The following is a 25,316-nucleotide window of genomic DNA, read 5'->3' as shown; positions in this document are numbered from 1 at the left end:
GTGATTGGATCAGGCGATCTTGACCGAGCCGGGCACGACGAACGCATCGAAGCGTTGCTCGAGTTCCTGTACGAACGGGTCGGCCGCGACCAGGGCCTCGGCCTCGCGCTGGCGCGCCTCGCGCGCCGCTTTCTGTTCGGCGCCGGCGGTGTACCAGACCGGGCCGATATCGGACTCCACGCAGACGCGCAGGTTCGGGAAATGTTCTTGCAGCGCCGCCGCCAGCTTTTCGCTGTTGCCGCTGGCGCGCAGCGTGTCGACCGGCACGCGCAGGCGGAACGTGACTGCGTTGTCGCGCGCTTCGCACGCAACCAGTTCGGTCTGCAACGCCAGTTGCTGGGCCACACCGCGCAGCGGCAGGCTGCCGGCCAGCGCCGGCCAGTTGCCGTCCCAATCGATCTCGGGAACTGGCGTGATGACGTAGGCATGCGGCGCCACGCGCGGTGCACGCACAGCCGCGGCCGGAGCCGGGGCAACGACGACGGCTGGCGCGGCCTCGGTGGTGACGGTGGCCACGGCCGTGTCGTCCGAGAACTCGGTGACCCAGGACGGCACATCATCATCAGGTGGCTGCTGGGCGCGCAGCGCGGGCTGCGGCGGTGCAATTGCTTGCGCCTGCGCCGGTGCAACGGATTGCGCGACGGCCTGCTGGCCGCCGCCATCCCATGGCGGCGCAGACCGGCCTTGCGGCGCCGAAGACGCCGCGTGCATCGTGGCGCCCGGACCCGGCGCGGCCGGTGCTGAAGGCCGCGGTGGCGGTGGTGCAGGGTCGGCAGCCGGCGCCGGTGCGGACTCGGGACGCTTGTTGCCGCCCGAGCGCATGCCAGCGCCGGCGCGTGCTGCTTCCAGCGCCGCATTGATGGCGGCGCGGGCCGACGTCATCGGCGGCGCGCCGGGTGCCGAGGCGCCCGTCGGCGCTGCAGGTATTGGGGGCGGTGGCGCTGGTGCTGGCACTGCCGGACGTGGCGCAGCTGCCGGCGGTGTCGCCGCAACCGGTGCATTCGTCGATGCAGGAGCCGACGCAGCCGCGCGCGGCGTCACCGCTGCATGGCTGGCGGCAGCGGCGGCAGCGGCGCGGGCGCCGGGCACGTTGATCGGTGCGGCGGCGGGCGGGGCCTGGACCTCGGCGCCGCCCTGCCCGGGGCGAAACGCCAGCATGCGCAGCAGCGTCATGGTGAAGCCCGCGTATTCGTCCGGCGCAAGGCCGATTTCGTTACGGCCATGCACGGCGATCTGGTAATACAGCTGTACTTCTTGCGGCTCGAACAAGCCGGCCAGGCGCATGATGTCGGCCAGCTCGGGCAAGTCCTGCGGCACCGCGCCCGGCACCGATTGCGCCAGCGCGATGCGGTGCAGCAGCGTGCCCAGGTCTTGCAGCGCGCCGTTGTACGACAGGCTGCGGCTGGCCATTTCATCGGCCACCGCCATCAGGTCGGCGCCGTCCTGCGCGGCGAGCGCATCGAGCAGGCGCACCAGGTACGACTGGTCGAGCGCGCCGAGCATGCCCTGCACCGATTCGAGCGTGACCTGGCCGGCGGCGTAGGCGATGGCCTGGTCGGTCAGCGACAACGCATCGCGCATCGAGCCGTGCGCGCCCTGCGCCAGCAGGCGCAGCGCGGGCTGTTCGAACGTGACGCCCTCTTGCCCCAGGATGTCTTCGAGGTGGCCGACGATGTGCCCCGGCGGCATCTGCTTGAGGTTGAACTGCAGGCAGCGCGACAGCACCGTCACGGGAATCTTTTGCGGATCGGTGGTGGCAAGGATGAACTTGACGTGCGGCGGCGGTTCTTCGAGCGTCTTGAGCATCGAATTGAACGCGTGGTTCGTCAGCATGTGCACCTCGTCGATCATGTAGACCTTGAAGCGCGCATTGCTTGGCGCGTAGACCGCCTGTTCGAGCAATTGGGCCATCTCGTCGACGCCGCGGTTGGACGCCGCATCCATCTCGATGTAATCGACAAAGCGGCCGGCATCGATGGCAACGCAGGCTTCGCAGACACCGCATGGCTGCTCGGTGATGCCGCCCTGCCCGTCCGGGCCGATGCAATTGAGCGACTTGGCCAGGATGCGCGACAGCGTGGTCTTGCCGACCCCGCGCGTGCCCGTGAACAGATAGGCGTGGTGCAGCCGCCCGGTGCGCAGGGCGTGGCTCAGTGCACGGACAACGTGCTCCTGGCCGACCAGCGTATCGAAATTCTTGGGACGGTATTTGCGGGCGAGGACTTGATAGGACATGCCACGATTTTACCGCAGATGACGCCCGCCGCGGACATTCGGCGGATGCGCTGGCATACAAGACGGCATGCGGCGCTGACGACAGACGTCACGACAGACGTGACAGCGCCGTGCTGGCGAACGTGATGCAAACAGGGGGACAAAAAGAAAATACAGACGCGTAATGACGCGGGAAACAACGAAAGAGGCGAGCCTGATCTGCGGCACTTGCGGTGAACGGCTTTGGCTGCTTCGTTCCCGACCTGACCAGGTAAACCATGCCGCAATGCGCAGGGGCCCGCCAGCGCGAATTATACCGCACGCAGGCGGTTTGGGGAAATGGCCGGCAACATCCATCGCCGGCCACTGTCATCAGATCCCCAGCTCTTGCCAGATCGCATCCACGCGCGCCTTGACGTCCGGCGCCATCACGATCGGCGTGCCCCACTCGCGGTTGGTTTCGCCCGGCCATTTATTGGTCGCATCGATGCCCATCTTGCTGCCCAGGCCACTGATCGGCGACGCAAAGTCCAGGTAATCGATGGGCGTATTGTCGACCAGCACCGTGTCGCGGGTCGGATCGACGCGCGTCGTGATCGCCCAGATGACTTCTTTCCAGTCGCGCACATTGACGTCTTCGTCGACCACCACGATGAACTTGGTATACATGAACTGGCGCAGGAAACTCCAGACACCGAACATCACGCGCTTGGCGTGGCCCGCGTACTGCTTCTTCATCTGCACGACTGCCATGCGGTAGCTGCAACCTTCCGGTGGCAGATAGAAGTCGGTGATCTCGGTGAACTGTTTCTGCAGCAACGGGATGAACACTTCATTGAGCGCCACGCCCAGCACGGCCGGCTCGTCCGGCGGTTTGCCCGTATAGGTCGAGTGGTAGATCGGGTCGCGCCGCATCGTGATCCGGTCAATGGTAAACACCGGGAAACTGTCCTGCTCATTATAGTAGCCAGTATGGTCGCCATATGGCCCCTCGAGCGCATGCTCGAAACCGGTCGGGTGGTTCGCATCCGGATAGATATGGCCTTCCAACACAATCTCGGCGTACGCTGGCACGCGCAGTTCGCTGCCGATCGCCTTGGTCAGCGTCGTGCGGCTGCCGCGCAACAAGCCGGCAAACTGGTATTCGGACAGCGAATCGGGCACCGGCGTCACGGCGCCCAGGATCGTGGCGGGATCGGCGCCCAGCGCCACGGCGATCGGATACGGTTTGCCTGGATTGGTCAGCGCGTGCTCGCGGAAGTCGAGCGCGCCACCCCGGTGCGCCAGCCAGCGCATGATGACCTTGTTCCGGCCCAGCACCTGCTGGCGGTAGATGCCCAGATTCTGGCGCTTCTTGTTCGGCCCCTTGGTGATCACCAGGCCCCAGGTAATCAATGGTGCGACGTCGCCTGGCCAGCAATGCTGGATCGGCAGGCGGGCCAGGTCAACGTCCTGCCCTTCCCAGACGATCTCCTGGCAGGACGCGCCTTTGACTTCCTTGGGCGCCATGTCCCACACTGCTTTGACCAAGGACCCCATGCCCATGATGTCGGCAAAACCCTTCGGTGGCTCGGGTTCCTTCAGGCGCGCCAGCACGTGGCCGATACGGCGCAGCTCGCTTACATCGCTCGCGCCCATCCCCAGCGCTACCCGCTTTGGCGTGCCGAACAGATTGGCCAGGACCGGGATCGTGTGCCCGGTCGGCTTGGAAAACAGCAGCGCGGGACCCTCGGCGCGCAACGTGCGGTCGCACACTTCGGTCATTTCAAGGTGCGTCGAGACAGGGAAATCGACACGTTTGAGCTCACCCATGCGCTCCAATTGGGCCATAAAATCACGCAGATCTGTATATTTCATCAAGTTTTAAGCTTTTCTTCGGTTGCAGAACATTAGTGAAGCGACGCCGCCAAGTGATTGATTCGACAAGTGTTTCACGCTCATCAGTACGTTCTTAATAACTGGAAGTTATATAGAACAGTCGTGCTAGGGTTGACTTGATATAAGCTCGCCCATACAATCCGTCCTACTTGATGAGGCAGCGATACTTTTTTTGACACGATTTTAGCTGTTCTCATGCATTCACGGGGTCGGGGCCCCACATGACATTGTAGGAGTGTTTTCAACGGGCGTCTGCCCACTCCCCCGAGACAGTTGTTGAGCCACTGGCACCAGTCCCCATGTTGGACGGCAGCCAGCTGAAGCAAGGCAATGACGGCGTTAGTCGGCCGCGTCGCGGCGACAAACGATTTTCTGATGCACGGTCCAGAGCACCCCCACGTAACGCCTTTGGCGCGACGACGGGCTTCTTTTTGCCGCGACAAGGGGAAATTCGATGTTTCATCGTTTTATCATGAGCGCAAAGTTCATGCATTCCATGGCCAGCCAGCCCATCACGGTGTCATCCGTGACCAAAACGGCACGCAGTGTTGTACAAACTGCGCGTTCTACCCTGACCGTATTCGGTCTTAGCGCTGTGGCCCTGATGGCCCTGATCTACTCCAACGACAGCGTCGCCAAGCGCGTCTCCGAGATGCTGCATCCGGAACCGGTCGTCGCCGTCAATATGCCGGCAGCACCTGTCGCCACCGTCATGCCCGCAATGCAGGCCACGGCGCAGACGGTTGCGGTGGAAACGACCCACATGGGCACGTCGTCCGCCACGCTTGGCAACACCAAGCAGCAGCAGTACGTGACCAAGTGGCTGTCGAAGCGTTACCGCGTCGCCAGCGACGCCGCCAATATGCTGGTATCGACCGCCTACCTGACGGCGCACGATCTGAAACTCGATCCGCTGCTGATCCTGGCGGTAATGGCCATCGAATCCGGCCTGAACCCGTTCGCCGAAAGCGCGATGGGCGCCAAGGGCCTGATGCAAGTGATGGCCAAGGTGCACCATGACAAGTTCGAGAAAGTCGGCGGCCAGCAGGCAGCCCTCAATCCAGTTGCCAACATCCGTGTCGGCGCCTTGATCCTGAAAGACTACGTCAAGCGCACCGGTTCGGTCGAAGGCGGCCTGAAGACCTATGTCGGTGCCGCCGACATGGACAGCGACCAGGGTTACGGCGCGAAGGTCATCAACGAGTACCGCCTGCTGAACCAGGTCGCGAAAGGCCAGAACGTGCCGGCAATGAAGCGCAATACGCCAGCACCGACGTCGGCGCCAGTCGTCGTCAGCAAGCAGCCCGAGGCAGACAGCGTCAAGCCGGAAGCAAAGCCAGTACCTGAAGCGACCACTGCTGCCACCGCACCGGTGGTTGCCTCGGACGCGTTGGCCGGTCTGTAATTCGACGGCCCATCAGAAAACCACCGCTGCGGCGGTGGTTTTTTTACGCCGGTTACGCGGGCAACGACCAACAAAAAAGCCACCGGCTCGCGCACGGTGGCTTTTATATAGTGCAGCCAAACGATCAGCGGCGCTGATCGCCTGCCGCTTCGTCCGGACGCAGGCGCTGGGCCAGCTTGTCCAGCACGCCGTTGACATATTTGTGGCCGTCGATACCGCCAAACGACTTGGTCAGCTCGACTGCTTCGTTGATCACGACGCGGTATGGCACTTCGGGATGGTTCTTCAGCTCGTACGCGCCCAGCAGCAGGACCGCGTGCTCGATCGGCGACAGCTCGGCGATCGAACGGTCGATCAGCGGGGCGATCGACTCGCGCAGCTCGACCGAGGTGCTGATCGCGCCATTGAGCAGCGCCGAGAAGAACTCGCTGTCGGCTTTGTCGAAACCATGGGCGCTGCGGATATTGGCAGCCACGATGCGTGCCGGTTCATTGTTCAGCAGCCATTGGTACAGACCCTGGAGCGCGAACTCGCGCGCGCGGTGGCGCGGCGTGCGGTTCTTGCTCGGGTTGGCGTGCATATTCTTGTCGGTCATTGTTCTCTTGCCTTTAGTGTTATTCGTCTTCTGGCACCAGCTCGTCCAGCGCCATCAGCAGGTTGGCCATTTCGACGGCGACACGCGCGGCGTCGGCGCCTTTTTCGGCCATGCGCACTTCTGCCTGCGCATCGTTCTCGGTGGTCAGGATCGCGTTGGCGACCGGGATGCCGTAATCGAGGCCGATGCGGGTGATGCCCGCGCCCGATTCATTCGACACCAGCTCGAAGTGGTAGGTTTCACCGCGGATGACGGCGCCCAGCGCGATCAGTGCGTCGAACTGTTCGGTCACAGCCATGCGCTGCAGCGCCAGCGGCACTTCAAGTGCACCCGGCACGGTCACGTGCAGGATGTCCTCATCGGCCACGCCCAGGCGCTTGAGCTCAGCCAGGCACGACGACAGCAGGCCATTGCCCACGGTCTCGTTGAAGCGGGCCTGCACGATACCGATGCGCAGGTCTTCGCCCTGCATATTGCTTTCAAAAGTTCCTACCGTCATGACTGACCTCTTGTATTAGTTGGATGGGATGATTCAGGCGTCGGGACGCGGCACGTAACCGGTCACTTCCAGGTCGAACCCGGTCATCGACGGCATCTTGCGGGGATTGGCCAGCAGCTGCATCTTGCGCACGCCCAGCGCGCGCAGGATCTGGGCGCCGATGCCATAGGTGCGCAGGTCCATCGACGCGGCGCGTGCGCCGGCGCGGTTGCCGCGTGCATCCTGCGGCGCCAGCTGCGCAAACAATTGCTCGGCCGTTTCGCCGCAATTGAGCAGCACGATCACGCCGGCATCGCTGGCCTTGATCGTGCGCATCGCCGAAGCCATGTCCCACGAGTGGGTGGTAGCGCGGTTTTCCAGCAGGTCGAGGATCGACACCGGCTGGTGCACGCGCACGAGTGCTTCTTTATCCGGCGACAGCTCGCCGTGCACGAGCGCCAGGTGGGCCGAGCCGCTTGGTGCGTCGCGAAACGCCACCAGCTTGAATTCGCCCGACTCGGTTGACAGCGCGCGTTCGGCAATACGCTCGACCAGGCATTCGTTCTGGCTGCGGTAATGGATCAGGTCGGCGATGGTGCCGATCTTGAGATTGTGCTCTTTGGCGAACTCGATCAGGTCGGGCAGGCGCGCCATCGTGCCGTCTTCCTTGATGATCTCGCAGATCACCGACGCAGGCGACAGCCCGGCCATCTGCGTCAGGTCGCAACCGGCTTCGGTATGGCCAGCGCGCATCAGGACGCCGCCCTTCTGGGCGCGCAGCGGGAAGATGTGGCCCGGCTGGACCAGATCGTCCGGCACGGTGCCCTTGTGGACGGCCACCTGGATGGTGCGCGCGCGGTCGGCCGCCGAGATACCGGTGGTCACGCCTTCTGCCGCTTCGATCGAGACGGTGAAATTGGTGCCGAACGAGGTGCCGTTCTTGGACGTCATCATTGGCAGCGCCAACTGATCGCAGCGTTCTTCGGTCAGGGTCAGGCACACCAGGCCGCGGGCGTGGCGGATCATGAAATTGATCGCCTCCGGGGTGACGAAATCGGCTGCAAGCACGAGGTCGCCTTCGTTTTCGCGATCTTCTTCGTCGACCAGAATGACCATGCGGCCAGCGCGCAGTTCGGCGACGATTTCCTCAGTGCTGGAAATGGACATACAGATTCCTTGAAACAGGGGTTTTGCGTAATCCGCTATTTTAAAGGATTTACAGACGCCCAACGGCATTCCCGATGGCCAGAGCGCCAAATTGCCAGCACGATGTGCCCTTGTCGTCAACCATGCGTTGCCAATAGACAACCACAGGTGACCGCGTGTCGGTTAATTGTTAAGCTAGTTCATTCGCGTGGCAAGCCCGCGGCACGACTGTCACCAACTGGATTATGATTAACATATTATTGCCGTATTTACCCTTCCACCGCGGCAGTCTTTCCGACGGAGTTGCCATGCCGCTAGTTCATCCTGTTCGCTCTTCAGGCGCCACTGCCAGCGGCAGGCTTTGCTGATGGCGACGATCCTGATTGTCGACGACCGGCCCAGCAACCGCAGTTATCTGAGCGCCCTGCTCGGCCTGAGCGGGCACCGCATCCTCGAAGCCGAAAACGGCGCCTGCGCGTTGGCGATTACGCGCGCCGAGCTGCCTGACCTCATCATCACCGACATCCTGATGCCGACGATGGATGGCTACGAGTTCGTCCAGCAACTGCGCGCCGAGCCGGCGCTGCAAAACACGCGCGTCATCTTCTTCTCGGCCGTGTATTCCGAGCGCGAAACGGTGGCGATGGCGGCGCGCTGCGGCGTGACCACGGTGCTGGGCAAGCCGGCCGACCCGCACCGGATCCTCGAGGCTGTCGACGCCGAACTGGGCGTGGCCGGCGGCGCGCCGGCGCCCTGCCCTGTCGCCGAGCCAGAGCATGAGCATGAGCGCGCCCTGCCGTTCGACCTGGGCGCACGCCTCGGCGAACTCGAACGCATGTGCATGATGCTCGTCGGCGAGCGCCGGGTCGAGGCGCTGGCTGCGGCATTCGTCGACGCCGTGCGCCGCGTGCTCGACGCCGATTGCGTTGCCCTGTGCCTGCTGGGCAGCTCGGAAAGCAGCGTGCGCCACCTGGGCACGTATGGTGTCGACGCCGCCCTGCTGTTGCCGTCGGCGCTGGATGAACACGACCTGCCGGGCGTGCTGCTGCGCGCCCGGGCGCCATTGCGCCTCGATGCGGAAGATACGCTGCTGACCACGCTGCCCGTCGGCCATCCGCGCGTCGTGCACCTGCTCGGCCTGCAGGTGCACGACCTGCAGCATCCACTGGGCTGGCTGTATTGCACGCGCGCCGACAACGCTGCGCCCTTCACCGACGAAGAAGAGCGCTGGGCGACGGCGCTCGCCGCGCAACTGGCGGTGGCCTACGAAAACCTGAATTTGTACGAAGTGGTGCAGCACCACGCGGCGCAGCTGCAGCTCGAGGCCATCGCCCGCGCCGATGCCGACGCCGCCCTGCGCGACAGCGAACACCGGCTGGAACTGGCGCGCCAGGTGTTCGACAGCACCCAGGAAGCGATCCTGATGACCGACGCCGACGCCAACATCGTCGCCGCCAATCCGGCCTTCGAGACGATCACCGGGTTCCATGAAGCCGACGTCATGGGGACCAACCCGCGCTTCATGCGCTCGGGCCGGCACGACGCCGCGTTCTACGCCAGCATGTGGAACTGCCTCGAACAAGACGGCCAGTGGCGCGGCGAAATCTGGAACCGCCGCAAGAATGGCGAAATCTACCCGGCCAGCATGAGCATCAGCGCGGTGCGCGACGATGCCGGCAACCTGACGGCCTATGTGTCGGTGTCGACCGACCTGTCAGCGCTGAAAGCGGCGCACCACCAGCTTGATTTTTTATCGAATCACGACGCGCTGACCCAATTGCCGAACCGCTCGCTGTTCAACGACCGCGTGGGCCAGGCCCTGGCCGCAGCGCGCCAGGATGCCAGCCAGGTCGCGCTGCTGCTGTTCAACGTCGACCGGCTCTCGCGCATCAACGATAGCCTGGGCCACTCTGCCGGGGACACCGTGCTGCGCGAAGTCGCGCGCCGCGTCAGCGCGCTGGCTGGCCCCACCGACACCGTGGCGCGCCTGTCGGGCGATGAATTCGTGCTCTTGATGACCGATTTCGACGACACCGATGACGTGATCTACTGCGCCCAGAAGCTGATCGACGCTGTCGCCGAGCCGCATGGCGTGGGCGGTCACGACCTGGTGGTGACGGGCAGCGTGGGCATCAGCATCTACCCGCGCGATGGCGATGCGCCGGGCGACCTGCTCAAGGCGGCCGACGCGGCGCTCACGCACGTCAAGGAATCGGGGCGCAATGGCTTCCGCTTCTTCAAGGGCGAAATGAATGCCGAGGCGCTGCGCTGGCTGGCGCTGGAGACGCGCCTGCGGCGCGCGATCGAACGCGACGAACTGGCGCTGCACTACCAGCCGCAAGTGTCCCATCTGGACGGCACACTGGTCGGCATGGAAGCCCTGCTGCGCTGGAACAGCGGCGAGATCGGCAATGTCTCGCCGGCCGACTTCATCCCGCTGGCCGAAGACACGGGCCTGATCCATCCGATCGGAGAATGGGTCATCCGCCAGGCCTGCTTCCAGAACCAGGCCTGGCAGGATGCCGGCCTGGCGCCGGTGCGCGTGGCCGTCAATGTCTCGGCCCACCAGTTCAAGGCCGGCGCCGTCGTGTCGGTCGTGCGCAGCGCGCTGCGCGACAGCGGCCTTGCACCGCGCTGGCTCGAAGTCGAACTGACCGAAAGCGTGATGCTGGGCGACAGCAGCGCAGCCGAAGCCCAGATGGCCGAACTGCGCGCGCTGGGCGTCTCGCTTTCGCTGGACGACTTCGGCACCGGCTACTCATCGCTGGGCTATCTGTCGCGCTTCCCGCTCGACAAACTCAAGATCGACCAGACCTTCGTGCGCAACATCACCAGCGAGCAGCGCAGCGCCGCGATTGCCCAGGCCACCATCGCGCTGGCCAAGGGCCTGTCGCTGGCCGTCGTGGCTGAAGGCGTCGAGACGATCGGCCAGCGCGATTTTCTCGGTTCGCTCGGCTGCGACGTGATGCAGGGGTATCTGTATGGGCGGCCGATCCCGGCGCTCGAGATGGCGGGGTTGCTGGCGCTGGGCAGCGTGATGCTGTAAGCGCTGCGGCGTCACGGCACGGTACCTGTACGGCCCCTGCAGCGTTCGTTAGCGCAGCCTTAAGCCCAGCCGTGCACGGGCACGCGCCCTGTAAAATGCACCGATCAAGTCACCGGGAACCCCCAATGAGCAACAAATTCGTACGCGGCGCCTGCCTGGCCGCGTTGGTGTGCGTGTCCTCGCTGGCGCACAGTGCGCCCCAGGTCAGCGCGCCAAAGGCAGCCGTCTCGAAAATGGACGCGCTGCAGCTCGACGCCGTGATCCCGGTCGGCCCGCAGGTCAAGGTCGGCAAGCTGGCCAATGGCCTGACCTACTACATCCAGCGCAATGCGCGCCCCGAACACAAGCTCGAACTGCGCCTGGTCGTCAAGGCCGGCTCGATCCTGGAAGACGACGACCAGCGCGGCCTGGCGCACTTCGTCGAGCACATGGCGTTCAATGGCTCGACCAATTTCCGCAAGCACGAGCTGGTGTCGTACCTGCAATCGATCGGCGTGGGCTTTGGCGCCGACCTGAATGCCTACACCTCGTTCGACGAGACCGTGTACATCCTGCCGATTCCGACCGACAAACCGCAGAACGTCACCCGCGCCTTCCAGGTGCTGGAAGACTGGGCCCACGGCGTGAGCTTCGATACTGACGCCATCGACAAGGAGCGCGGCATCATCCTCGAAGAAGCGCGCCTGGGCAAAGGCGCCGCCGACCGCATGGGCAAGCAGATCTATCCGCGCCTGTTCAACGGCTCGCGCTACGCCGAGCGCCTGCCGATCGGCCGCGAAGACGTGCTGCGCAATTTCAAGCCCGAGACCCTCAAGCGCTTCTACAAGGACTGGTACCGGCCCGACCTGATGGCGGTTGTCGTCGTCGGCGACATCGATCCGGCGCAGGCCGAGAAGCTCGTCAAGCAGCACTTCACGCGCCTGAAGAATCCGGCCACGCCGCGCCCGCGCGACTACGCCGCGATTCCGGCGCGCGCCGACACCGAGGCGCTGGTCGTGACGGACCCCGAGGCCGATGGCAATGCGGTGCTGATCCGCTATCCGGTGCAACCGGTGCGCGACCTGGGCACCGTGCGCGCCTACCGCGAAGAGCTGGTGCAGGGCCTGTTCGCGTCGATGCTCAGCGCGCGCCTGGCCGAGATCTCGCAACTGCCCGATGCGCCGTGGCTGGGCGCCAGCAGCTCGCTGGGCAAACTGACCCCGCGCTACCGTGCCTACAATGCGTCGGCCGCCATCGGCCCGCGTGGCGCGCAGCCCGCCATTGCAGCGCTGGTGCAGGAAAACGAACGCGCACGCCAGCACGGCTTCGGTGTGCAGGAACTCGAACGCGCCAAGAAAAACCTGATGCGCACCTACGAGCAGGCCTGGAACGAGCGCGCCAAGAGCGATTCGGGCACGTATGCTGCCGAATACATCCGCAACTTCCTGCAGGCCGAAGCCATTCCCGGCATCGAGACCGAATACCGCTACGTGCAGAACCTGGTGCCCGGCATCACGCAGGCCGAGATGAACGCCTATGCGCGCAGCACGATCCCGCAAGACTCGGGCAAGCTGGTACTGTACACGGGCGTGGCCAAGCCCGACACGCCTACCGGCCCGCAGTTGCTGGCGGCGGTGAGCGAGGCCGCGCGCCTGCCGGTCGAAGCGTACGATGAAAAACTGCTGGCGGCGCGCCTGATGGAACGCCCGGCGCAACCCGGCACGATCACGCACGAAGAGCACGACAAGGCGCTGGGGCTGACGCGCTTGACGCTGTCGAACGGCGTGAAGGTAATCCTGAAACCCACCGATTTCCTGAATGACCAGGTGGTGCTGAGCGCGGCGCGCCCCGGCGGGCAAAGCCTGTTTCCCGATCAGGACATCCTGAATGCGCGCTTTTCCAACGCGATCGTGGCCAGCATGGGTGTGAAGAACTTCACGCCGCTGGACATGCGCAAGATCCTGGCCGGCAAGGCGGCCGGCGTGACCGTGGGCCTGGGCAGCTACACCGACGTGATCGCGGGCGCCTCGGGCGCCACCGACATCGAAACGATGCTGCAGCTATTGTGGCTGAAGTTCGCGGGCGTGCGCCGTGACGAAGACCTGTTCCACGCGTATATCGACAAGCAGGCCGAGATTGCGCGCAACGCCAGCGGCCAGCCGGGGCGGCGCTTTGGCGACGCCGTGGTGTCGGCGCTGTTTGGCAATCACCCGCGCGCGCCACGCTCGCTCGAGGCCGACGAATACGCCAAGATCGACCTCGATCGCAGCATCGCCATTTTCCGCCAGCGTTTCTCGAGCGCGAAGGACATGACGTTCATCCTGGTGGGCAGCTTCGACGAAAAAGCGATCCGGCCGCTGTTGACCAGCTATCTGGGCACCCTGCCCACGCCCGCGCTGCCGGTGGCGTACCGCGACGTGGGGCTGCGCCCGGTGACGGGCGTGGTCAAGCGCGAAGTACGCAGCGGCACTGAGCCCAAGAGCAGTATCTCGATCAACTTCACGGGTCCGGCTGAATTCTCGGAGGCCGAGCAGCTGCGCCTGTCGGCGCTGATCGAAGTGACCAATCTGCGCATCATCGAGGTACTGCGCGAAAAGATGGCAATGATCTACGGCGGCGGCGCCAGCGGCGCGCTCAGCAAGATCCCGTACGGGAACTACTCGATCGGCATCAATCTGCCGACCGGGCCGGAAAATGTCGACAAGGTGGTGGCCGCGACGTTTGCCGAAATCAAGCGCCTGCAAGAGAACGGGCCGGACGCCGCCGAGCTGGAAAAAGTGAAATCCGGCTGGATCCAGAACCACCGCCGATCGCTGCGTGAGAACGGTTACTGGGTGGCGAACCTGCAATCGAGCCTGACCGAAGGCACCGATCCGGCGTCGATCCTGAAGGTCGAGCAGCAGGTGGCCGCACTGACGGCGCAGGACGTACAGGCGGCGGCGCGGCGTTACTTCGATACGAAGAACTATGTGCAGGTGGTGCTCAATCCCGAGGCGGCCGCCAAGGCAGCCAACGTGGCCAAGACGCTGCCCGCAGTGCAGCCGGGGCATCCGGGTCAGCCGGGTCAGTCGATACTGCCGGGAACCTGATGGGCCACGCGCGCCGGCCTGGCCTTTCCGGCTGCCGGCGCGCATCGTCTATACTATGCGTGCCCGCAGCGGGCATTCGCCCCCGTACACATTAACGCCGGCGCCAGGCACCATTGGCGCTCTACTGGTAACAACCCATGAGCATGCCCGATCACCCGGTTCACCTGGCCAGCGCCCTGTTGCAGGGCGCCCAAGCACACCACCGCGTGATGCCAGCGCACTGAGTCGGCAGCCGCATGCATTCACCCGACGAGTACCGCGCCGAAATCGACCGCCTGCGCAAGACCACGCGCGATCTGGTTGCCATGACCACCCTGCCGGCCATCTGGGGCGACATGCCGCCGGAAGGCGTCATCGACAGCCTGGCGAGCGTCCTGCTCACGACGCTGGACCTGGACCTGGTCGGTATCCACCTGCCGGGCAAGGGCGAGATCGATCCCCTGGACGCGATTCGCCTGCGGCGCAACGATGACGCTGACGGCGCCATGCTGCCGGCCGCGCGCGCGGCGCTCGACGCCGCCATCGGGTCGGCCGACCTGCATGACCTGTGGCCCGCCACCCTGCACGCTGACGGTGACAATGACGCGGCGCTGCAATTCGGCACGGCGCGCTTCGGCATTGGCAGCGAGCCAGGCGTCGTGGTCATCGGCGCGCGGCGCGCCGGCTTTCCGTCCGAACACGAGCGCCTGCTGCTGGGCGTGGCTGCCAACCAGGCCGCCGCCATCCTGCAGCGCCGCCTGGCAGAACGTGCGCTGGCGCGCAGCGAATCGCGCTTCCTGGACCTGGCCGACGCCGCGCCGGCCATGCTGTGGGTGACTGAGCCCGATGGCAAGCTCTCGTTCCTGTCGCGCGCCTGGCACGAATTCACGGCCCAGGACCGGGAGACGAGCCTGGCGTTCGGCTGGACGGCCGCCGTGCATCCCGACGAGCGCGACGCGGCGCTGCACGCCGTCGTCGATGCCAATGCGCGCCGCGTGCCATTCAGCATGGAGCATCGGCTGCGGCATGTCGTCGATGGCTACCGCTGGGTGATTGCGACCGGACAGCCGCGCTTTGCGGCGAACGGCGACTTCCTGGGTTTTGTCGGCAATGTGCTCGACATCAGCGACCGCAAGCGAACCGAACAGGCATTGCACGAGACGCGCGACACGCTCGTGACGATGTTCGACGCCCTGCCGGTGGGCGTGGCCGTGGCCGGCCAGGACGGCAAGCTGCTGCTGTCGAACCAGGCAATGCACCGCTACCTGCCCACCGGCGTGCTACCGTCACTGGACGAAGAGCGCTACATGCGCTGGACCGCGTTCGATGCAGATGGCCGGCCGCTGGCGCGCCGTGATTTCGCAGGTGCGCGCGCATCGCGCGGCGAACGCGTCGTGCCGGGCATCGAAGCGCGCTACCTGGGCGACGATGGTGTCGAGATCTGGACGCAGGTGGCGGCCGTGCCGCTCAAGGGCCGCGACGATGTCATGCGCGGCCATGTGGCGATCGTCACCGACATCGATGCCTTCAAACGCACCGAAGCCGCGCTGCGCCTGGCTGAGTCGCGCCAGCGCGAGCTGTTCGACGAAGTAGCCCGGTCCAACCGCAACCTGAGCGAATTCCTCGCCGTGCTGGCGCACGAACTGCGCAATCCGCTGGCCCCTTTGATGACGGGCCTGGAATTACTGCGCGTGGGGCCTCGCGACCCCGCCGTGGCGGCCAATGTGCGCGACATGATGGAGCGCCAGGTACGGCAACTGGCGCACCTGATCGACGACCTGCTCGACATCGCGCGCGTCACCAATGGCAAGGTGGAGATACGCAAGACCCGCGTCGACCTCAACGCCATCGTGACCAATGCGGTCGAGACCAGCCTGCCGCTGATCGACAAGCACCGCCATGCGTTCGACCTGCAGCTGCACGCTGCGCCTCTGCCGGTACAGGCCGACGCCACCCGCATCGCGCAGGTCATCGGCAACCTGTTGACCAATGCGGCCAAGTACACGCCGCCAGGCGGCGTGCTGTCGCTGCGCGTGACGCAGGATGGCGCCCACGCCGTCATCACCGTCACCGACAACGGCGTCGGCATTTCCGCCGCCTCGCTGGAATTGGTGTTCGAGATGTTCAGCCAGGTGGGCAGCAACCGCCAGCACGCACAGGGCGGCCTGGGCATCGGCCTGTCGCTGGTACGCCAGCTGGTCGACCTGCATGGCGGCGCGGTCAGTGCGTACAGCGAGGGCATCGGCAAGGGCAGCACCTTCGTGGTCAGGCTCGCGCTGGACGACGCGCCGGCGCCGGCGCCCCTTGAAGAAGTCGCCGCGCAGGGCACGCCGGCTACGCAGGCATTGCGCATTCTCGTCACGGACGACAATGTCGATGCGGCGGTGACGCTATCGATGCTGCTTGAGATGGCGGGCCACGACGTCACGCTCGCGCATGACGGCCAGCAGGCGCTGCAGATGGCCGCGCAATGCGTACCGGACGTGGTGTTTCTCGATATCGGCCTGCCGGACATGTCGGGCCACGACGTGGCGCGCGGCTTGCGGCAGATCGCCGGGCTCGAACGCTGCACCATCGTCGCGGTATCGGGCTGGGGCGCGCAGGACGACCTGGCGCGCTCGAGCGCCGCCGGCTTTGACGCGCACTTCACCAAGCCGGTGGACTCGAGCCGGGTGCTCGATTACCTCGCGGTGGTCGCTGCCAGCATGCGCTCGACGTAGCGCGCAATCAGGTCGATCTCGAGATTGACGCGCGAACCGGCGGCCAGGTGGCGCAGCGTGGTGACCTCGATCGTGTGCGGAATCAGGTTGATCGAGAAGCGGCAGACTTTCTGGCCGCCTTCTTCCAGGTCGTGCACACGGTTGACGGTCAGCGACACGCCATTGACGACGATCGATCCTTTATAGGCCAGGAACTTGCCCAGCTCGTGCGGCGCATCGATGATCAGTTCGCGCGATTCGCCAACCGGCTCGAAGCTGTGCACAACGCCCAGGCCGTCGACGTGGCCCGACACCAGGTGCCCGCCAAGGCGCTCGGCCAGCGTCAGGGCTTTCTCGAGATTGACTTCGCCGGGCGCGTCGAGGCCCACGGTCTTGTTCAGGCTTTCGCGCGAGACGTCGACCGTGAACCCGGTGGCGCTCTTTTCGGTGACGGTCATGCAGGCGCCGTTGATGGCGATCGAGTCGCCCAGGCCGACGTCGGCCAGCGGCAACGGGCCGGCATCGATGGCAAGACGCACGCCGGCGTCCAGGCCGCCGGCCAGCGGCGCGACGGAAGTGATGGTGCCGACAGCGGCGACGATTCCAGTAAACATACGACGTTATTCCTTGTTGGGGGTAGCAGAGGATGGGGGAGCAGCTTCGGCGAAGCGGGCCAGGATGCGCAGGTCGTCGCCCACGCGCGTGACGTCGTGGAAGCGCAACTGGCGCCGCTCGGTCAGTTGCGTGAGCGGCGGCAGGTCGAACATGCCCTGCCCCGGGCCGATCAGGCTCGGCGCCAGGTAGACCAGCAATTCGTCGACGCAGCCTTCGCGCACGAGCGAGGCATTGAGCTTGCTGCCCGCTTCGACGTGCACTTCATTGACTTCGCGGCGGCCCAGTTCGCGCATCAACGCCGGCAGGTCGACCTTGCCGTGGGCGTTCGGCAGGTACAGCACCTCGTGCCCGGCGGCACGCAGGGCGGCGGCTTTCTCGTCGCCCGGTTGTTCGGCCGCGGCGACGAGCCAGCACGGTTCGCCCTGCAGAATGTGCGCATCGAGATCGATCTCGAGGCGGCTGTCGACGATCACGCGGCGCGGCTGCATCGGCGTGGCCAGGCCGCGCACGGTGAGCTGCGGATTGTCGGCCTTGACGGTGCCGATGCCGGTGACGATCGCGCTGGCGCGGGCGCGCCAGGCATGGCCGTCGGCGCGCGCATCCGGCCCGGTGATCCACTGGCTTTCGCCGCCGGCCAGGGCCGTGGCGCCATCCAGGCTGGCGGCCACTTTCAGGCGCACCCACGGCAGGCCGCGCACCATGCGCGAGAAGAAGCCGATGTTCAATTCCTGCGCTTCGCGCGCCATGATCCCGGAACGCACCGCGATGCCCGCCGCTTCCAGCTGCGCCAGGCCGCGCCCCGCCACGAGTGGATTGGGATCGACCATGGCCGCCACCACGCGCCCCAGGCCGGCAGCGATCAGCGCATCCGAACAAGGCGGCGTGCGGCCGTGGTGGCTGCAGGGTTCGAGCGTGACGTAGGCGGTGGCGCCACGCACATCGTTGCCGCGCGCGGCGGCGTCGCGCAGCGCCTGGATTTCAGCGTGCGCCTGGCCGGCCGGCTGCGTGTGGCCGGCGCCGATGACGACGTCGTCCTTGACGATCACGCAGCCGATGCGCGGATTGGGCGCCGTGATGAACATGCCGCGCGCGGCCCAGGCCAGCGCCGCGGCCATGCCTTCGGTGTCGTTGAGAATGGGTTGGCTGTCGTGCGTCACGTGGTCTCTCATCGGTGCGCATCGTGCAATGCGCTTGTTTTCAGTCTTACTTTAGGGCGGTGCGGCGACGCCATCGCAGCCGGCGTCACGCGCCGGGTTGCACAGGCGCGGGCGGCCAAGCATGTTGATTTTAATACGGCGTACCCCACCGCCGTGGAACAGCGACAGCGTGCCGGGCCGTGCCGCGGCGCTGCTCGTATCGCTGCAACTGCGTCCCGCGCCATTGTAGGCGATGTATTGCGGGGCTGCAGGGCTGGCAAAGGAATAGCTCACCCGCACGCCCTGCGGCAGCGTGGCGCGCACGGCCAGGATCTCGTCGCCCGCGCCGGCCTGGCGGTTGTGGTCGCGATCGACGTACACGGTCCAGCCACGCGACCAGTCGATGCCGGCCGCGTCGTTCGATGTCAGGATCACGGGCTCGTTGCGGGCGATCGCCATCGAGCGGGTGAGCTGGACCGCACTGTAAAGGTCGGCTGCGGCCACGCGCAGTTCCTGACCCTGCACGATCCGGTGCAGGCCGGGCGCCGCCAGCGACGACGTGATCGCCACCATGCCCAGCACCACGGCCAGTTCGGCCATCGACAGGCCGGTGCAGTGGCGGCGCAGGATGGCGCGGGCCAGCGTGGTCTCAAGGCGGGTGGTCATGGCCAGCAGCGTGTGGACTGGCCGCTTGCGCCACTTGGGTCACCTGCGCCACTTGCACCCTGCGCGCCGGTACTGGCCAGCGTCAGCGTGCCGCATTCCGGATCGGCAAATGCCGCGTTGACATTGGCCGTACCGGGTCGCGCACGCAGCACGATGCAGGCGGCAATCGTCTGCTCCGGACATGCCTCGCCGTCGAGCTCATAGGCGCTGGCGGCGGCGCTGTTGCCAAGCCAGGTGCGGAACTGATGCGTGTCGGCAGCGCCGGTGGCCATCGAGAACGCGATATAGCTGTGATGCTGCGCACGGTATTGTTCCTGGCGCTGCATCAGGTCGAGCAGCGCCAGCTGGGCTTCGACCCGGCGCGCTTTGACGATCTGGCGCGCATACGAGGGATAGGCCACCGATGTCAGGATGCCGACGATTGCCAGCACCATCAGCAGTTCGATCAGCGTGAAGCCGTTGCGGTGTCGTGTCATGAACTTGCTCCTGTTTGCCCGGTTGCGTCATTCGGATGCGGCGATGACGATCGCGGACCAGTTGCCGATCTCGCGCCAGCCAACCCGCCGGCCATGCCCGCCGCCGGATGGCAGGCGGTAATAGGCCTGCACGGCAGCCCCGGCGCCCGGCATGCTGCCGGCGCCGCGCGCGGCGATGCGGTAGAGCTGGCCATCGGCGGACGCCGGCATCAGCTCGATCAGGTAGCGTGGCGTCTCGAGCGGCAAGCCGCCCTCCCCGGTCGGCAGCGTGGCGCCGGTGAACGTGCCGAACGCGATGGCCGGGCCATCGTCAAGCGCCAGCCGGGCCAGTTGGCCATCGGCGTCGGCGTCGTAAGCGCACAAGCCGTTGTACGGCCGGGCGCCCAGACACGCGCCGACGAAGGCATCCCCACTGCCGCCGCGGATTGCGTTGGCGCGCGCCGAGCCTGGCTCCGCGCCGCCGTCGATATCGTGTTCGGCATCGAGCAAGGCGGCTTCGGCCATGTGCAGGGCCAGCGCGCGATCGCGTTCGTACGCAGCGGCGCGGGTGCTTTGCAGCGCGCCGCGCGCCGAGGCGATTCCCGTCATCAGCACGGCCAGCATCAGCACGAGTGCGGTGATGAGCGCGATGCCATCCTGGCGTCGCGGCGTGGGTGGGAGTCGGTGGCGCATAGGCAGCTCAACGCGCGGCCAGCGGCGGCGCAGAAGGTGGCACGCTGGGTGGAGCGACAGGCACCGCGAGTGGCACCACATTTGGCACCGCAATTGGCACCGCAATGACCGCCCCATACACCTTGCGCATGCGCGCTTCGCCGCCCCGATCGAGGTCGGCCGCCGCCAGCCGGACGCCGGGATCGGCAGCCGCCAGCGCACCGTCATACCCCGGACCGAACAGCCAATGCACGAGGCCCGCGCCCACGGCAGGCGCCTGGCGCGGCCCATGCAGCAGCAAGCCGACCCGCACGCTCGCAACGTGCTTCCAGTGGCTGCGCGTGCGCAGATCGGCGTCACGCTCACCGAGAGTCGAGCCGGCCAGCACCAGCGCCGCGTCGAGCGCCCGGATCGCGCTGGCGTTCACGTACCGGTTGGGCGCACCATCGCCATCGGTATCGAGGCCATACAGCACCTGGAAGCTGTCGACACGCCCTGCCACGGCATCGGACGACCAGCTGCCGGCGCCCCGGTATTTGCAGCGCAGTTCGGCGTCGCCCTGCGCATTGCGCGCAACATAAAAAATGCTCCAGCCTTCCTGATCGCGGTGCACGGGGAACCCGGCGCAATCGAGCGTGCCGCCGTCGCCGGCCGGCGGCGCGCCGGTGCCGGCAAAGCGCAGCGCCAGCACGTCGCTGCCGTTGACCGTCGCCGGAAGCGGCGCATCGATGCCAGCGCCGGCATGGGTCAGCGACGACGCATCCAGTCCGGCAATGGCAGCCGGTAGCGCGGGATCGATCACCGGATGCGCGGCCCAGTCGACGTGGCCCGCCAGGTGCACGGCGCGCGCCAGCGCATCGAGCGCGTAACGGCCGGCGTCGTCCATCTCGGCCGCTTCGAGCAGCGCCGCATGCGCACGCGTCGCGCCAATCAGCAGCGAACCAGCCGCCAGCAGCACGGCCAGGCCAAGTGCCATCGCGACCATGAATTCGGCGATGGTGAAGCCTGCCTGACGTACGAACCAATGACGATGAATACTCATCGCGCCACCATCAGCACGAACGCCGGCAAGTCATCGTTGCCGTGCCAGCCGATCTTGATCGCCACGGCGGCATGCGCCCCGCCGCTGCATGCCCACCGATAGCGGTGGCTGGCGGCATCCCACGGGGCCGCATCGCGGCATACGGCAATGCGTCCCCCGGGAAAGCGCCGGTGCACGAGCAGGCGTGTCTCATCCAGGTCGAAAGCCGCCAGCGCCAGCGGATCGCATGCGGCAGTGCCGAAGCATGGGGCGGCGGCGACAGGCGGGCCATCGGCGACCGCGTCGTAGTCGAGCGACAGATAGGGATTGCTCCCATCGGGCAGGCTGGCCAGCGGCAGATTGGCGCCGATGCGCGCCGCCAGCGAACTTGCCAGCTGGCCCGCTTCGGCCATCAGCGCCGCCTGCTGGTGCGTGCGCTGGGCCGCCAGCTGGGCCGCCCCGGCGCCGACGATGCCGATGGCGAGCACGAACAGCGCCACCAGTACTTCGATGAGCGTAAAACCGTGGTGTGAATGGTTGCGCATGCAAGCCTCCCGATAACGAGCTACGACGTTATCAGGCCGGCTTTACGCGCCCGTGCGTCGGCGCAAGCGCAGGCCGCGCGGATCGGGGAACCTTGGAAAGGAATTAGTTGTCGAGCTTGCGCTGATGCCCGACTTCGGCCAGCGCCGCCTGGAACGAATCCAGGTCTTCGAAATTCTTGTAGACCGAGGCGAAGCGGATGTACGCGATCTTGTCGAGGCCCTTGAGCTCTTGCATCACGAGCTCGCCCACATGGCCGGTGTCGACTTCGCGCAGGCCGCTGGTGAGCAGCTTTTCTTCGATCGAGGCAACGGCCTTGTCGATGGCTTCGGCCGCCACGGGCCGCTTGCGCAATGCCAGCATCAGGCTGCCGCGCAGCTTCGACGAGGCAAACTCGGTACGGCTGCCGTTCTTCTTGACGATGATCGGCATCGACAGTTCGATGCGCTCATAGGTGGTGAAGCGCTTGTCGCACTTGCCGCAGCGGCGCCGGCGCCGGATGGCGTCCCCCTCCTCCGATACGCGGGTATCGAGGACTTGTGTATCTTCATGCTGGCAAAAGGGACATTTCATGGCGCCGGGGCTGCAATACTACGTGGAGACTATCGGGCCAGCGAACCGGCCCGGATAGACAGAGTCAGCCAGATCAGGCGGCGTAAACCGGGTACTTGCTGGTGAGTTTCTTGACTTCGCCCTTGACGCGCTCGATGGTCGCGGCGTCGTGCGGGTTGTCCAGCACGTCGGCGATCAGATTGCCCACGGTAACGGCGTCTTCTTCGACAAAGCCACGCGTCGTGAACGCCGGGCTGCCCAGGCGGATGCCCGACGTGACGAACGGCTTTTGCGGGTCGTTCGGGATGCCGTTCTTGTTGCAGGTCATGTGCGCCTGGCCCAGGATGGCTTCGGCTTCCTTGCCGGTCAGGTTCTTGGCGCGCAGGTCGACCAGCATCACGTGCGATTCGGTGCGACCCGACACGATGCGCAGGCCACGCGCGGTCAGCGTGTCGGCCAGTGCCTTGGCGTTCTTGACGACCTGCTGCTGGTAGGTCTTGAACTCAGGCGTCAGCGCTTCTTTGAACGCGACGGCCTTGCCGGCGATCACGTGCATCAGCGGGCCGCCCTGGATACCAGGGAAGATCGCCGAGTTGATGATTTTCTCGTGCTCGGCCTTCATCAGGATGATGCCGCCGCGCGGGCCGCGCAGCGACTTGTGCGTGGTCGAGGTGACGAAGTCGGCGAACGGCACCGGGTTCGGGTACTCGCCTGCAGCGATCAGGCCGGCGTAGTGGGCCATGTCGACCATGAAGTAGGCGCCGACGGCCTTGGCGACCTTGGCGATGCGCTCGAAGTCGATCTTCAGCGAGAACGCCGATGCGCCGGCGATGATCATCTTCGGCTTGTGCTCGTGCGCCTGGCGCTCGAGGGCTTCGTAGTCGATGTCTTCGTCAGCGGTCAGGCCGTACGAGACGACGTTGAACCACTTGCCCGACATGTTCAGCGGCATGCCGTGGGTCAGGTGGCCGCCTTCGGCCAGCGACATGCCCATGATCGTGTCGCCTGGTTTCAACACGGCGAAGAACACGCCTTGGTTTGCCTGCGAACCCGAGTTTGGCTGCACGTTGGCTGCTTCCGCGCCAAACAATTGCTTCAGGCGGTCGATCGCCAGTTGCTCGACGACGTCGACGTATTCGCAGCCGCCGTAGTAGCGCTTGCCCGGATAGCCTTCGGCATACTTGTTGGTCAGTTGCGAGCCCTGCGCTTCCATGACGGCTGGCGAGGTGTAGTTTTCGGACGCGATCAGCTCGATGTGGTCTTGCTGACGGACGTTTTCCTTCTGAATGGCATTCCACAGATCCGGATCGACATTGGCCAGCGTATGGTCTTTAGCAAACATGTAAAACTCCAATCGATAGTATTCCAGGCAACGAGCGGCGCTGTGTGCGGGTGCGGGAGCCAAAGGGCGCGGGCAGCCGCGATCGAACGCGTACCGGTTGATGGCTGCCCAGGCGAACGGCGTATGGCGTCTCACGTTCCCCGGTGGGTACCCACCTTTGCCGCGCCGCGCACCAATCGGTGGCGCTTGTGCGGTGTTTCGCCAGTTACGTGAGACGTAAAGTCCGCAAATTGTACTGAACTCCCCATTGAAGGGCAAGGAAAGCGCCGTTCTGGTGACCAGCCGGGTCGTAATCGCCTGCCCGCCACGGCGGCCTGATCATTTCGGCTACAATTTTGCCAGCCTGCATTTGCCTTCTTATATTCCCCTCACTGCCCTTTTCAAGGATTCATCATGATCGTCCTCATCACCGGCGCATCGGCCGGCTTCGGCGCCGAAATGGCGCGCACCTTCGTTTCGAACGGCCACCGCGTGATCCTGGCAGCCCGCCGCACCGACCGCATTGCCGAGCTGGCGACCGAACTGGGCGACGCCGCCCTGCCGGTAACGCTCGACGTCACCAGCCGCGCATCGATCGAGGCAGCGCTGGCCGGCTTGCCAGCTGACTGGAAAGGGATCGATGTGCTGATCAACAATGCTGGCCTGGCCCTCAACACGGTGCCGGCGCACGAAGTGCCGCTGGAAGACTGGGAAACCATGATCGCCACCAATTGCAAAGGCCTGGTGACGATGACCCGTCTCGTGCTGCCCGACATGGTTGCGCGCGGTAGCGGACTGGTGATCAATATCGGCTCGACTGCCGGTCACTACCCTTACCCTGGCGGGAATGTGTACGGCGCCACCAAGGCGTTCGTGGAACAGTTCACGCTCAATCTGCGCGCCGATCTGGTCGGCACCGGCGTGCGCGCCACCAATCTGGCGCCGGGCCTGTCCGGCGGCACGGAATTCTCCAATGTGCGCTTCAAGGGCGACGATTCGGCCGCAGCCAAGGTCTACGAAGGCACGACGCCACTGAGCGCAAAAGATATTGCCGACACCGCGTACTGGATCGCGACGCTGCCACCGCACGTGAACGTCAACAGCATTGAACTGATGCCGACCTGCCAGGGCTTTTCGCCATTCACGATCAAGCGCGCCTGAGCGCTGGCCTGCCCGCGCGTTCACTTGCACGGGCAGGCCCAATGGCCACCGATAGCACGGTCGCCATTTGTGAGAAAATGTTACAGTGATTGGTCTTTTTGCCAAGTTTCAAGTCTACTACCGCTCAAAAGCACAATTTTGTGCGAAGGGTACGTAAGTAATTTCCACGATCGAAAGCCGGAAACGGTGATATCGAGAAGGAAACTCGCGTAGAATGTTTCTCATGTTCATGTATCGGCAGTAACAATGTCTTCAGTATTTAACTGGCCAGTCAGGGTGTATTACGAAGATACCGACGCTGGCGGCATTGTGTTCTATGCCAACTACCTGAAATTCTTTGAACGCGCCCGCACCGAATGGCTTCGGTCACTCGGCGTACAGCAACAAGCCCTGCTCGATGCGGACAACACCGCATTCGTTGTCAAGAATGTGACCCTCGACTACCACGCGGCGGCGCGCCTCGACGACCAGTTGACGATCCAGACCAGTATTGCCAGGCTGGGCCGCGCCTCGGTCCAGTTCCTGCAGCAGGCCTGGTGCGGTGAAACCCTGCTCAATACGGCGAGCGTGACCGTGTGTTGTGTCGATATTGCCACAATGCGCCCGCGCCCCTTGCCCGACCACGTGGCTGCTAAAATGCGTGCCGCCTGAATACATACCTAAATA

Annotated in this window: 20 protein-coding genes, 1 other RNA gene and 1 riboswitch; of the genes, 6 read left to right on the top strand and 15 right to left on the bottom strand. The window is 65.4% G+C overall.

The annotated features are described in order from the left end of the window. Positions 1-9: 9 nt before the first annotated feature. The 3 genes from ACZ0AJ_RS04850 to ubiD all read right to left on the bottom strand — a co-directional run bounded on the left by ACZ0AJ_RS04850 (position 10) and on the right by ubiD (position 4,071). On the bottom strand, positions 10-2,235 hold the full coding sequence (locus ACZ0AJ_RS04850) for a DNA polymerase III subunit gamma/tau (RefSeq protein ID WP_499452959.1): 2,226 nt from the start codon (positions 2,233-2,235) through the stop codon (positions 10-12). A 183-nt stretch (positions 2,236-2,418) separates the two neighbouring features. Continuing rightward, an RNA gene (gene ffs / locus ACZ0AJ_RS04845) (signal recognition particle sRNA small type) lies at positions 2,419-2,517 on the bottom strand. A gap of 69 nt (positions 2,518-2,586) precedes the next feature. Then, positions 2,587-4,071 (bottom strand): 4-hydroxy-3-polyprenylbenzoate decarboxylase, encoded by a 1,485-nt coding sequence (ubiD, locus tag ACZ0AJ_RS04840; RefSeq protein ID WP_499452958.1) that lies wholly within the window; start codon positions 4,069-4,071, stop codon positions 2,587-2,589. 517 nt (positions 4,072-4,588) lie between these two features. Between ubiD and ACZ0AJ_RS04835 the strand changes: the two genes are divergently transcribed. Further along, on the top strand, positions 4,589-5,497 hold the full coding sequence (locus ACZ0AJ_RS04835; RefSeq protein WP_499456728.1) for a transglycosylase SLT domain-containing protein: 909 nt from the start codon (positions 4,589-4,591) through the stop codon (positions 5,495-5,497). Between the two features lie 124 nt (positions 5,498-5,621). Here ACZ0AJ_RS04835 and nusB read toward each other — a convergent pair whose 3' ends face one another. From nusB to ribBA, 3 genes are read right to left on the bottom strand one after another with little or no spacing between them, the layout of a single operon-like run. Next, positions 5,622-6,092: a transcription antitermination factor NusB gene (nusB, locus tag ACZ0AJ_RS04830; RefSeq protein ID WP_183550548.1), complete on the bottom strand. Its 471-nt coding sequence runs from the start codon at positions 6,090-6,092 to the stop codon at positions 5,622-5,624. Positions 6,093-6,111: 19 nt separating this feature from the next. Next, positions 6,112-6,591: a 6,7-dimethyl-8-ribityllumazine synthase gene (gene ribH / locus ACZ0AJ_RS04825; protein WP_183550546.1), complete on the bottom strand. Its 480-nt coding sequence runs from the start codon at positions 6,589-6,591 to the stop codon at positions 6,112-6,114. Positions 6,592-6,624: 33 nt separating this feature from the next. Next, positions 6,625-7,737, bottom strand: coding sequence for a bifunctional 3,4-dihydroxy-2-butanone-4-phosphate synthase/GTP cyclohydrolase II (gene ribBA / locus ACZ0AJ_RS04820; protein WP_499452957.1), 1,113 nt, complete (start codon positions 7,735-7,737; stop codon positions 6,625-6,627). Positions 7,738-8,083: 346 nt separating this feature from the next. Here ribBA and ACZ0AJ_RS04815 point away from each other — a divergent pair, with 346 nt between their 5' ends. The 3 genes from ACZ0AJ_RS04815 to ACZ0AJ_RS04805 all read left to right on the top strand — a co-directional run bounded on the left by ACZ0AJ_RS04815 (position 8,084) and on the right by ACZ0AJ_RS04805 (position 16,529). Next, a complete protein-coding gene (locus tag ACZ0AJ_RS04815) occupies positions 8,084-10,762 on the top strand; it encodes a two-component system response regulator (RefSeq protein WP_499452956.1) in 2,679 nt (892 codons plus the stop codon). A gap of 125 nt (positions 10,763-10,887) precedes the next feature. Continuing rightward, a complete protein-coding gene (locus ACZ0AJ_RS04810) occupies positions 10,888-13,830 on the top strand; it encodes a M16 family metallopeptidase (protein WP_499452955.1) in 2,943 nt (980 codons plus the stop codon). Positions 13,831-14,066: 236 nt separating this feature from the next. Next, positions 14,067-16,529, top strand: coding sequence for a hybrid sensor histidine kinase/response regulator (locus ACZ0AJ_RS04805; RefSeq protein ID WP_499452954.1), 2,463 nt, complete (start codon positions 14,067-14,069; stop codon positions 16,527-16,529). On the opposite strand, the gene ACZ0AJ_RS04800 is transcribed toward ACZ0AJ_RS04805, so the two are convergent. The 9 genes from ACZ0AJ_RS04800 to glyA all read right to left on the bottom strand — a co-directional run bounded on the left by ACZ0AJ_RS04800 (position 16,490) and on the right by glyA (position 23,510). After that, positions 16,490-17,122: a riboflavin synthase gene (locus ACZ0AJ_RS04800; protein WP_183550533.1), complete on the bottom strand. Its 633-nt coding sequence runs from the start codon at positions 17,120-17,122 to the stop codon at positions 16,490-16,492. The genes ACZ0AJ_RS04805 and ACZ0AJ_RS04800 overlap by 40 nt on opposite strands. 6 nt (positions 17,123-17,128) lie before the next feature. Next, positions 17,129-18,238 carry a bifunctional diaminohydroxyphosphoribosylaminopyrimidine deaminase/5-amino-6-(5-phosphoribosylamino)uracil reductase RibD gene (gene ribD / locus ACZ0AJ_RS04795; RefSeq protein WP_499456726.1) on the bottom strand — a complete coding sequence of 370 codons (1,110 nt, stop codon included), beginning with the start codon at positions 18,236-18,238 and terminating at the stop codon, positions 17,129-17,131. A 93-nt stretch (positions 18,239-18,331) separates the two neighbouring features. Continuing rightward, positions 18,332-18,925, bottom strand: coding sequence for a GspH/FimT family pseudopilin (locus tag ACZ0AJ_RS04790; RefSeq protein ID WP_499452953.1), 594 nt, complete (start codon positions 18,923-18,925; stop codon positions 18,332-18,334). Continuing rightward, positions 18,922-19,401, bottom strand: a complete 480-nt coding sequence (locus tag ACZ0AJ_RS04785) for a type IV pilin protein (protein WP_499452952.1) — start codon at positions 19,399-19,401, stop codon at positions 18,922-18,924. Before ACZ0AJ_RS04785 ends, ACZ0AJ_RS04790 begins: the two co-directional genes overlap by 4 nt. A gap of 27 nt (positions 19,402-19,428) precedes the next feature. Further along, positions 19,429-20,073, bottom strand: a complete 645-nt coding sequence (locus ACZ0AJ_RS04780; RefSeq protein WP_499452951.1) for a pilus assembly PilX family protein — start codon at positions 20,071-20,073, stop codon at positions 19,429-19,431. A gap of 7 nt (positions 20,074-20,080) precedes the next feature. Then, complete coding sequence (locus tag ACZ0AJ_RS04775) at positions 20,081-21,094, bottom strand: PilW family protein (RefSeq protein ID WP_499452950.1); 1,014 nt, start codon at positions 21,092-21,094, stop codon at positions 20,081-20,083. Further along, the gene (pilV, locus tag ACZ0AJ_RS04770; RefSeq protein ID WP_499452949.1) at positions 21,091-21,618 is read right to left on the bottom strand and encodes a type IV pilus modification protein PilV; all 528 of its coding nucleotides are present in this window, start codon (positions 21,616-21,618) and stop codon (positions 21,091-21,093) included. The genes ACZ0AJ_RS04775 and pilV overlap by 4 nt, the downstream gene beginning before the upstream one ends. Positions 21,619-21,721: 103 nt before the next feature. Beyond that, positions 21,722-22,189 (bottom strand): transcriptional regulator NrdR, encoded by a 468-nt coding sequence (gene nrdR / locus ACZ0AJ_RS04765; RefSeq protein WP_183550526.1) that lies wholly within the window; start codon positions 22,187-22,189, stop codon positions 21,722-21,724. Between the two features lie 73 nt (positions 22,190-22,262). Then, complete coding sequence (gene glyA / locus ACZ0AJ_RS04760; RefSeq protein ID WP_183550524.1) at positions 22,263-23,510, bottom strand: serine hydroxymethyltransferase; 1,248 nt, start codon at positions 23,508-23,510, stop codon at positions 22,263-22,265. A gap of 99 nt (positions 23,511-23,609) precedes the next feature. Continuing rightward, positions 23,610-23,729: riboswitch (ZMP/ZTP riboswitch) on the bottom strand. A gap of 174 nt (positions 23,730-23,903) precedes the next feature. On the opposite strand from glyA, the gene ACZ0AJ_RS04755 reads away from it, so the two are divergent. Further along, positions 23,904-24,650 (top strand): SDR family oxidoreductase, encoded by a 747-nt coding sequence (locus tag ACZ0AJ_RS04755; protein WP_499452948.1) that lies wholly within the window; start codon positions 23,904-23,906, stop codon positions 24,648-24,650. A gap of 246 nt (positions 24,651-24,896) precedes the next feature. Next, the gene (gene ybgC, locus ACZ0AJ_RS04750; RefSeq protein WP_183550519.1) at positions 24,897-25,301 is read left to right on the top strand and encodes a tol-pal system-associated acyl-CoA thioesterase; all 405 of its coding nucleotides are present in this window, start codon (positions 24,897-24,899) and stop codon (positions 25,299-25,301) included. The last annotated feature ends 15 nt before the right edge of the window (positions 25,302-25,316 follow it).

This window comes from Telluria sp. AC161 (genome assembly GCF_979258535.1).
Note: the sequence above shows the minus strand (reverse complement) of the source record. Positions and strands in the feature narration are given on the sequence as shown.

Excerpts from the sequence above, each read along its gene's own strand:
- ACZ0AJ_RS04850 (WP_499452959.1), bottom strand. The coding sequence starts at position 2,235 with ATGTCCTATCAAGTCCTCGCCCGCAAATACCGTCCCAAGAATTTCGAT.
- ubiD (WP_499452958.1), bottom strand. The coding sequence starts at position 4,071 with ATGAAATATACAGATCTGCGTGATTTTATGGCCCAATTGGAGCGCATG.
- ACZ0AJ_RS04805 (WP_499452954.1), top strand. The coding sequence starts at position 14,067 with ATGCATTCACCCGACGAGTACCGCGCCGAAATCGACCGCCTGCGCAAG.
- glyA (WP_183550524.1), bottom strand. The coding sequence starts at position 23,510 with ATGTTTGCTAAAGACCATACGCTGGCCAATGTCGATCCGGATCTGTGG.
- ACZ0AJ_RS04810 (WP_499452955.1), top strand. The coding sequence starts at position 10,888 with ATGAGCAACAAATTCGTACGCGGCGCCTGCCTGGCCGCGTTGGTGTGC.
- ybgC (WP_183550519.1), top strand. The coding sequence starts at position 24,897 with ATGTCTTCAGTATTTAACTGGCCAGTCAGGGTGTATTACGAAGATACC.
- ACZ0AJ_RS04815 (WP_499452956.1), top strand. The coding sequence starts at position 8,084 with ATGGCGACGATCCTGATTGTCGACGACCGGCCCAGCAACCGCAGTTAT.
- ribD (WP_499456726.1), bottom strand. The coding sequence starts at position 18,238 with ATGGCCGCGGCGCTGGCCTGGGCCGCGCGCGGCATGTTCATCACGGCG.
- ACZ0AJ_RS04755 (WP_499452948.1), top strand. The coding sequence starts at position 23,904 with ATGATCGTCCTCATCACCGGCGCATCGGCCGGCTTCGGCGCCGAAATG.
- ACZ0AJ_RS04780 (WP_499452951.1), bottom strand. The coding sequence starts at position 20,073 with ATGCGCCACCGACTCCCACCCACGCCGCGACGCCAGGATGGCATCGCG.
- ribBA (WP_499452957.1), bottom strand. The coding sequence starts at position 7,737 with ATGTCCATTTCCAGCACTGAGGAAATCGTCGCCGAACTGCGCGCTGGC.
- ribH (WP_183550546.1), bottom strand. The coding sequence starts at position 6,591 with ATGACGGTAGGAACTTTTGAAAGCAATATGCAGGGCGAAGACCTGCGC.
- nusB (WP_183550548.1), bottom strand. The coding sequence starts at position 6,092 with ATGACCGACAAGAATATGCACGCCAACCCGAGCAAGAACCGCACGCCG.
- ACZ0AJ_RS04835 (WP_499456728.1), top strand. The coding sequence starts at position 4,589 with ATGGCCAGCCAGCCCATCACGGTGTCATCCGTGACCAAAACGGCACGC.
- ACZ0AJ_RS04790 (WP_499452953.1), bottom strand. The coding sequence starts at position 18,925 with ATGACCACCCGCCTTGAGACCACGCTGGCCCGCGCCATCCTGCGCCGC.
- ACZ0AJ_RS04785 (WP_499452952.1), bottom strand. The coding sequence starts at position 19,401 with ATGACACGACACCGCAACGGCTTCACGCTGATCGAACTGCTGATGGTG.
- nrdR (WP_183550526.1), bottom strand. The coding sequence starts at position 22,189 with ATGAAATGTCCCTTTTGCCAGCATGAAGATACACAAGTCCTCGATACC.
- ACZ0AJ_RS04775 (WP_499452950.1), bottom strand. The coding sequence starts at position 21,094 with ATGAGTATTCATCGTCATTGGTTCGTACGTCAGGCAGGCTTCACCATC.
- pilV (WP_499452949.1), bottom strand. The coding sequence starts at position 21,618 with ATGCGCAACCATTCACACCACGGTTTTACGCTCATCGAAGTACTGGTG.
- ACZ0AJ_RS04800 (WP_183550533.1), bottom strand. The coding sequence starts at position 17,122 with ATGTTTACTGGAATCGTCGCCGCTGTCGGCACCATCACTTCCGTCGCG.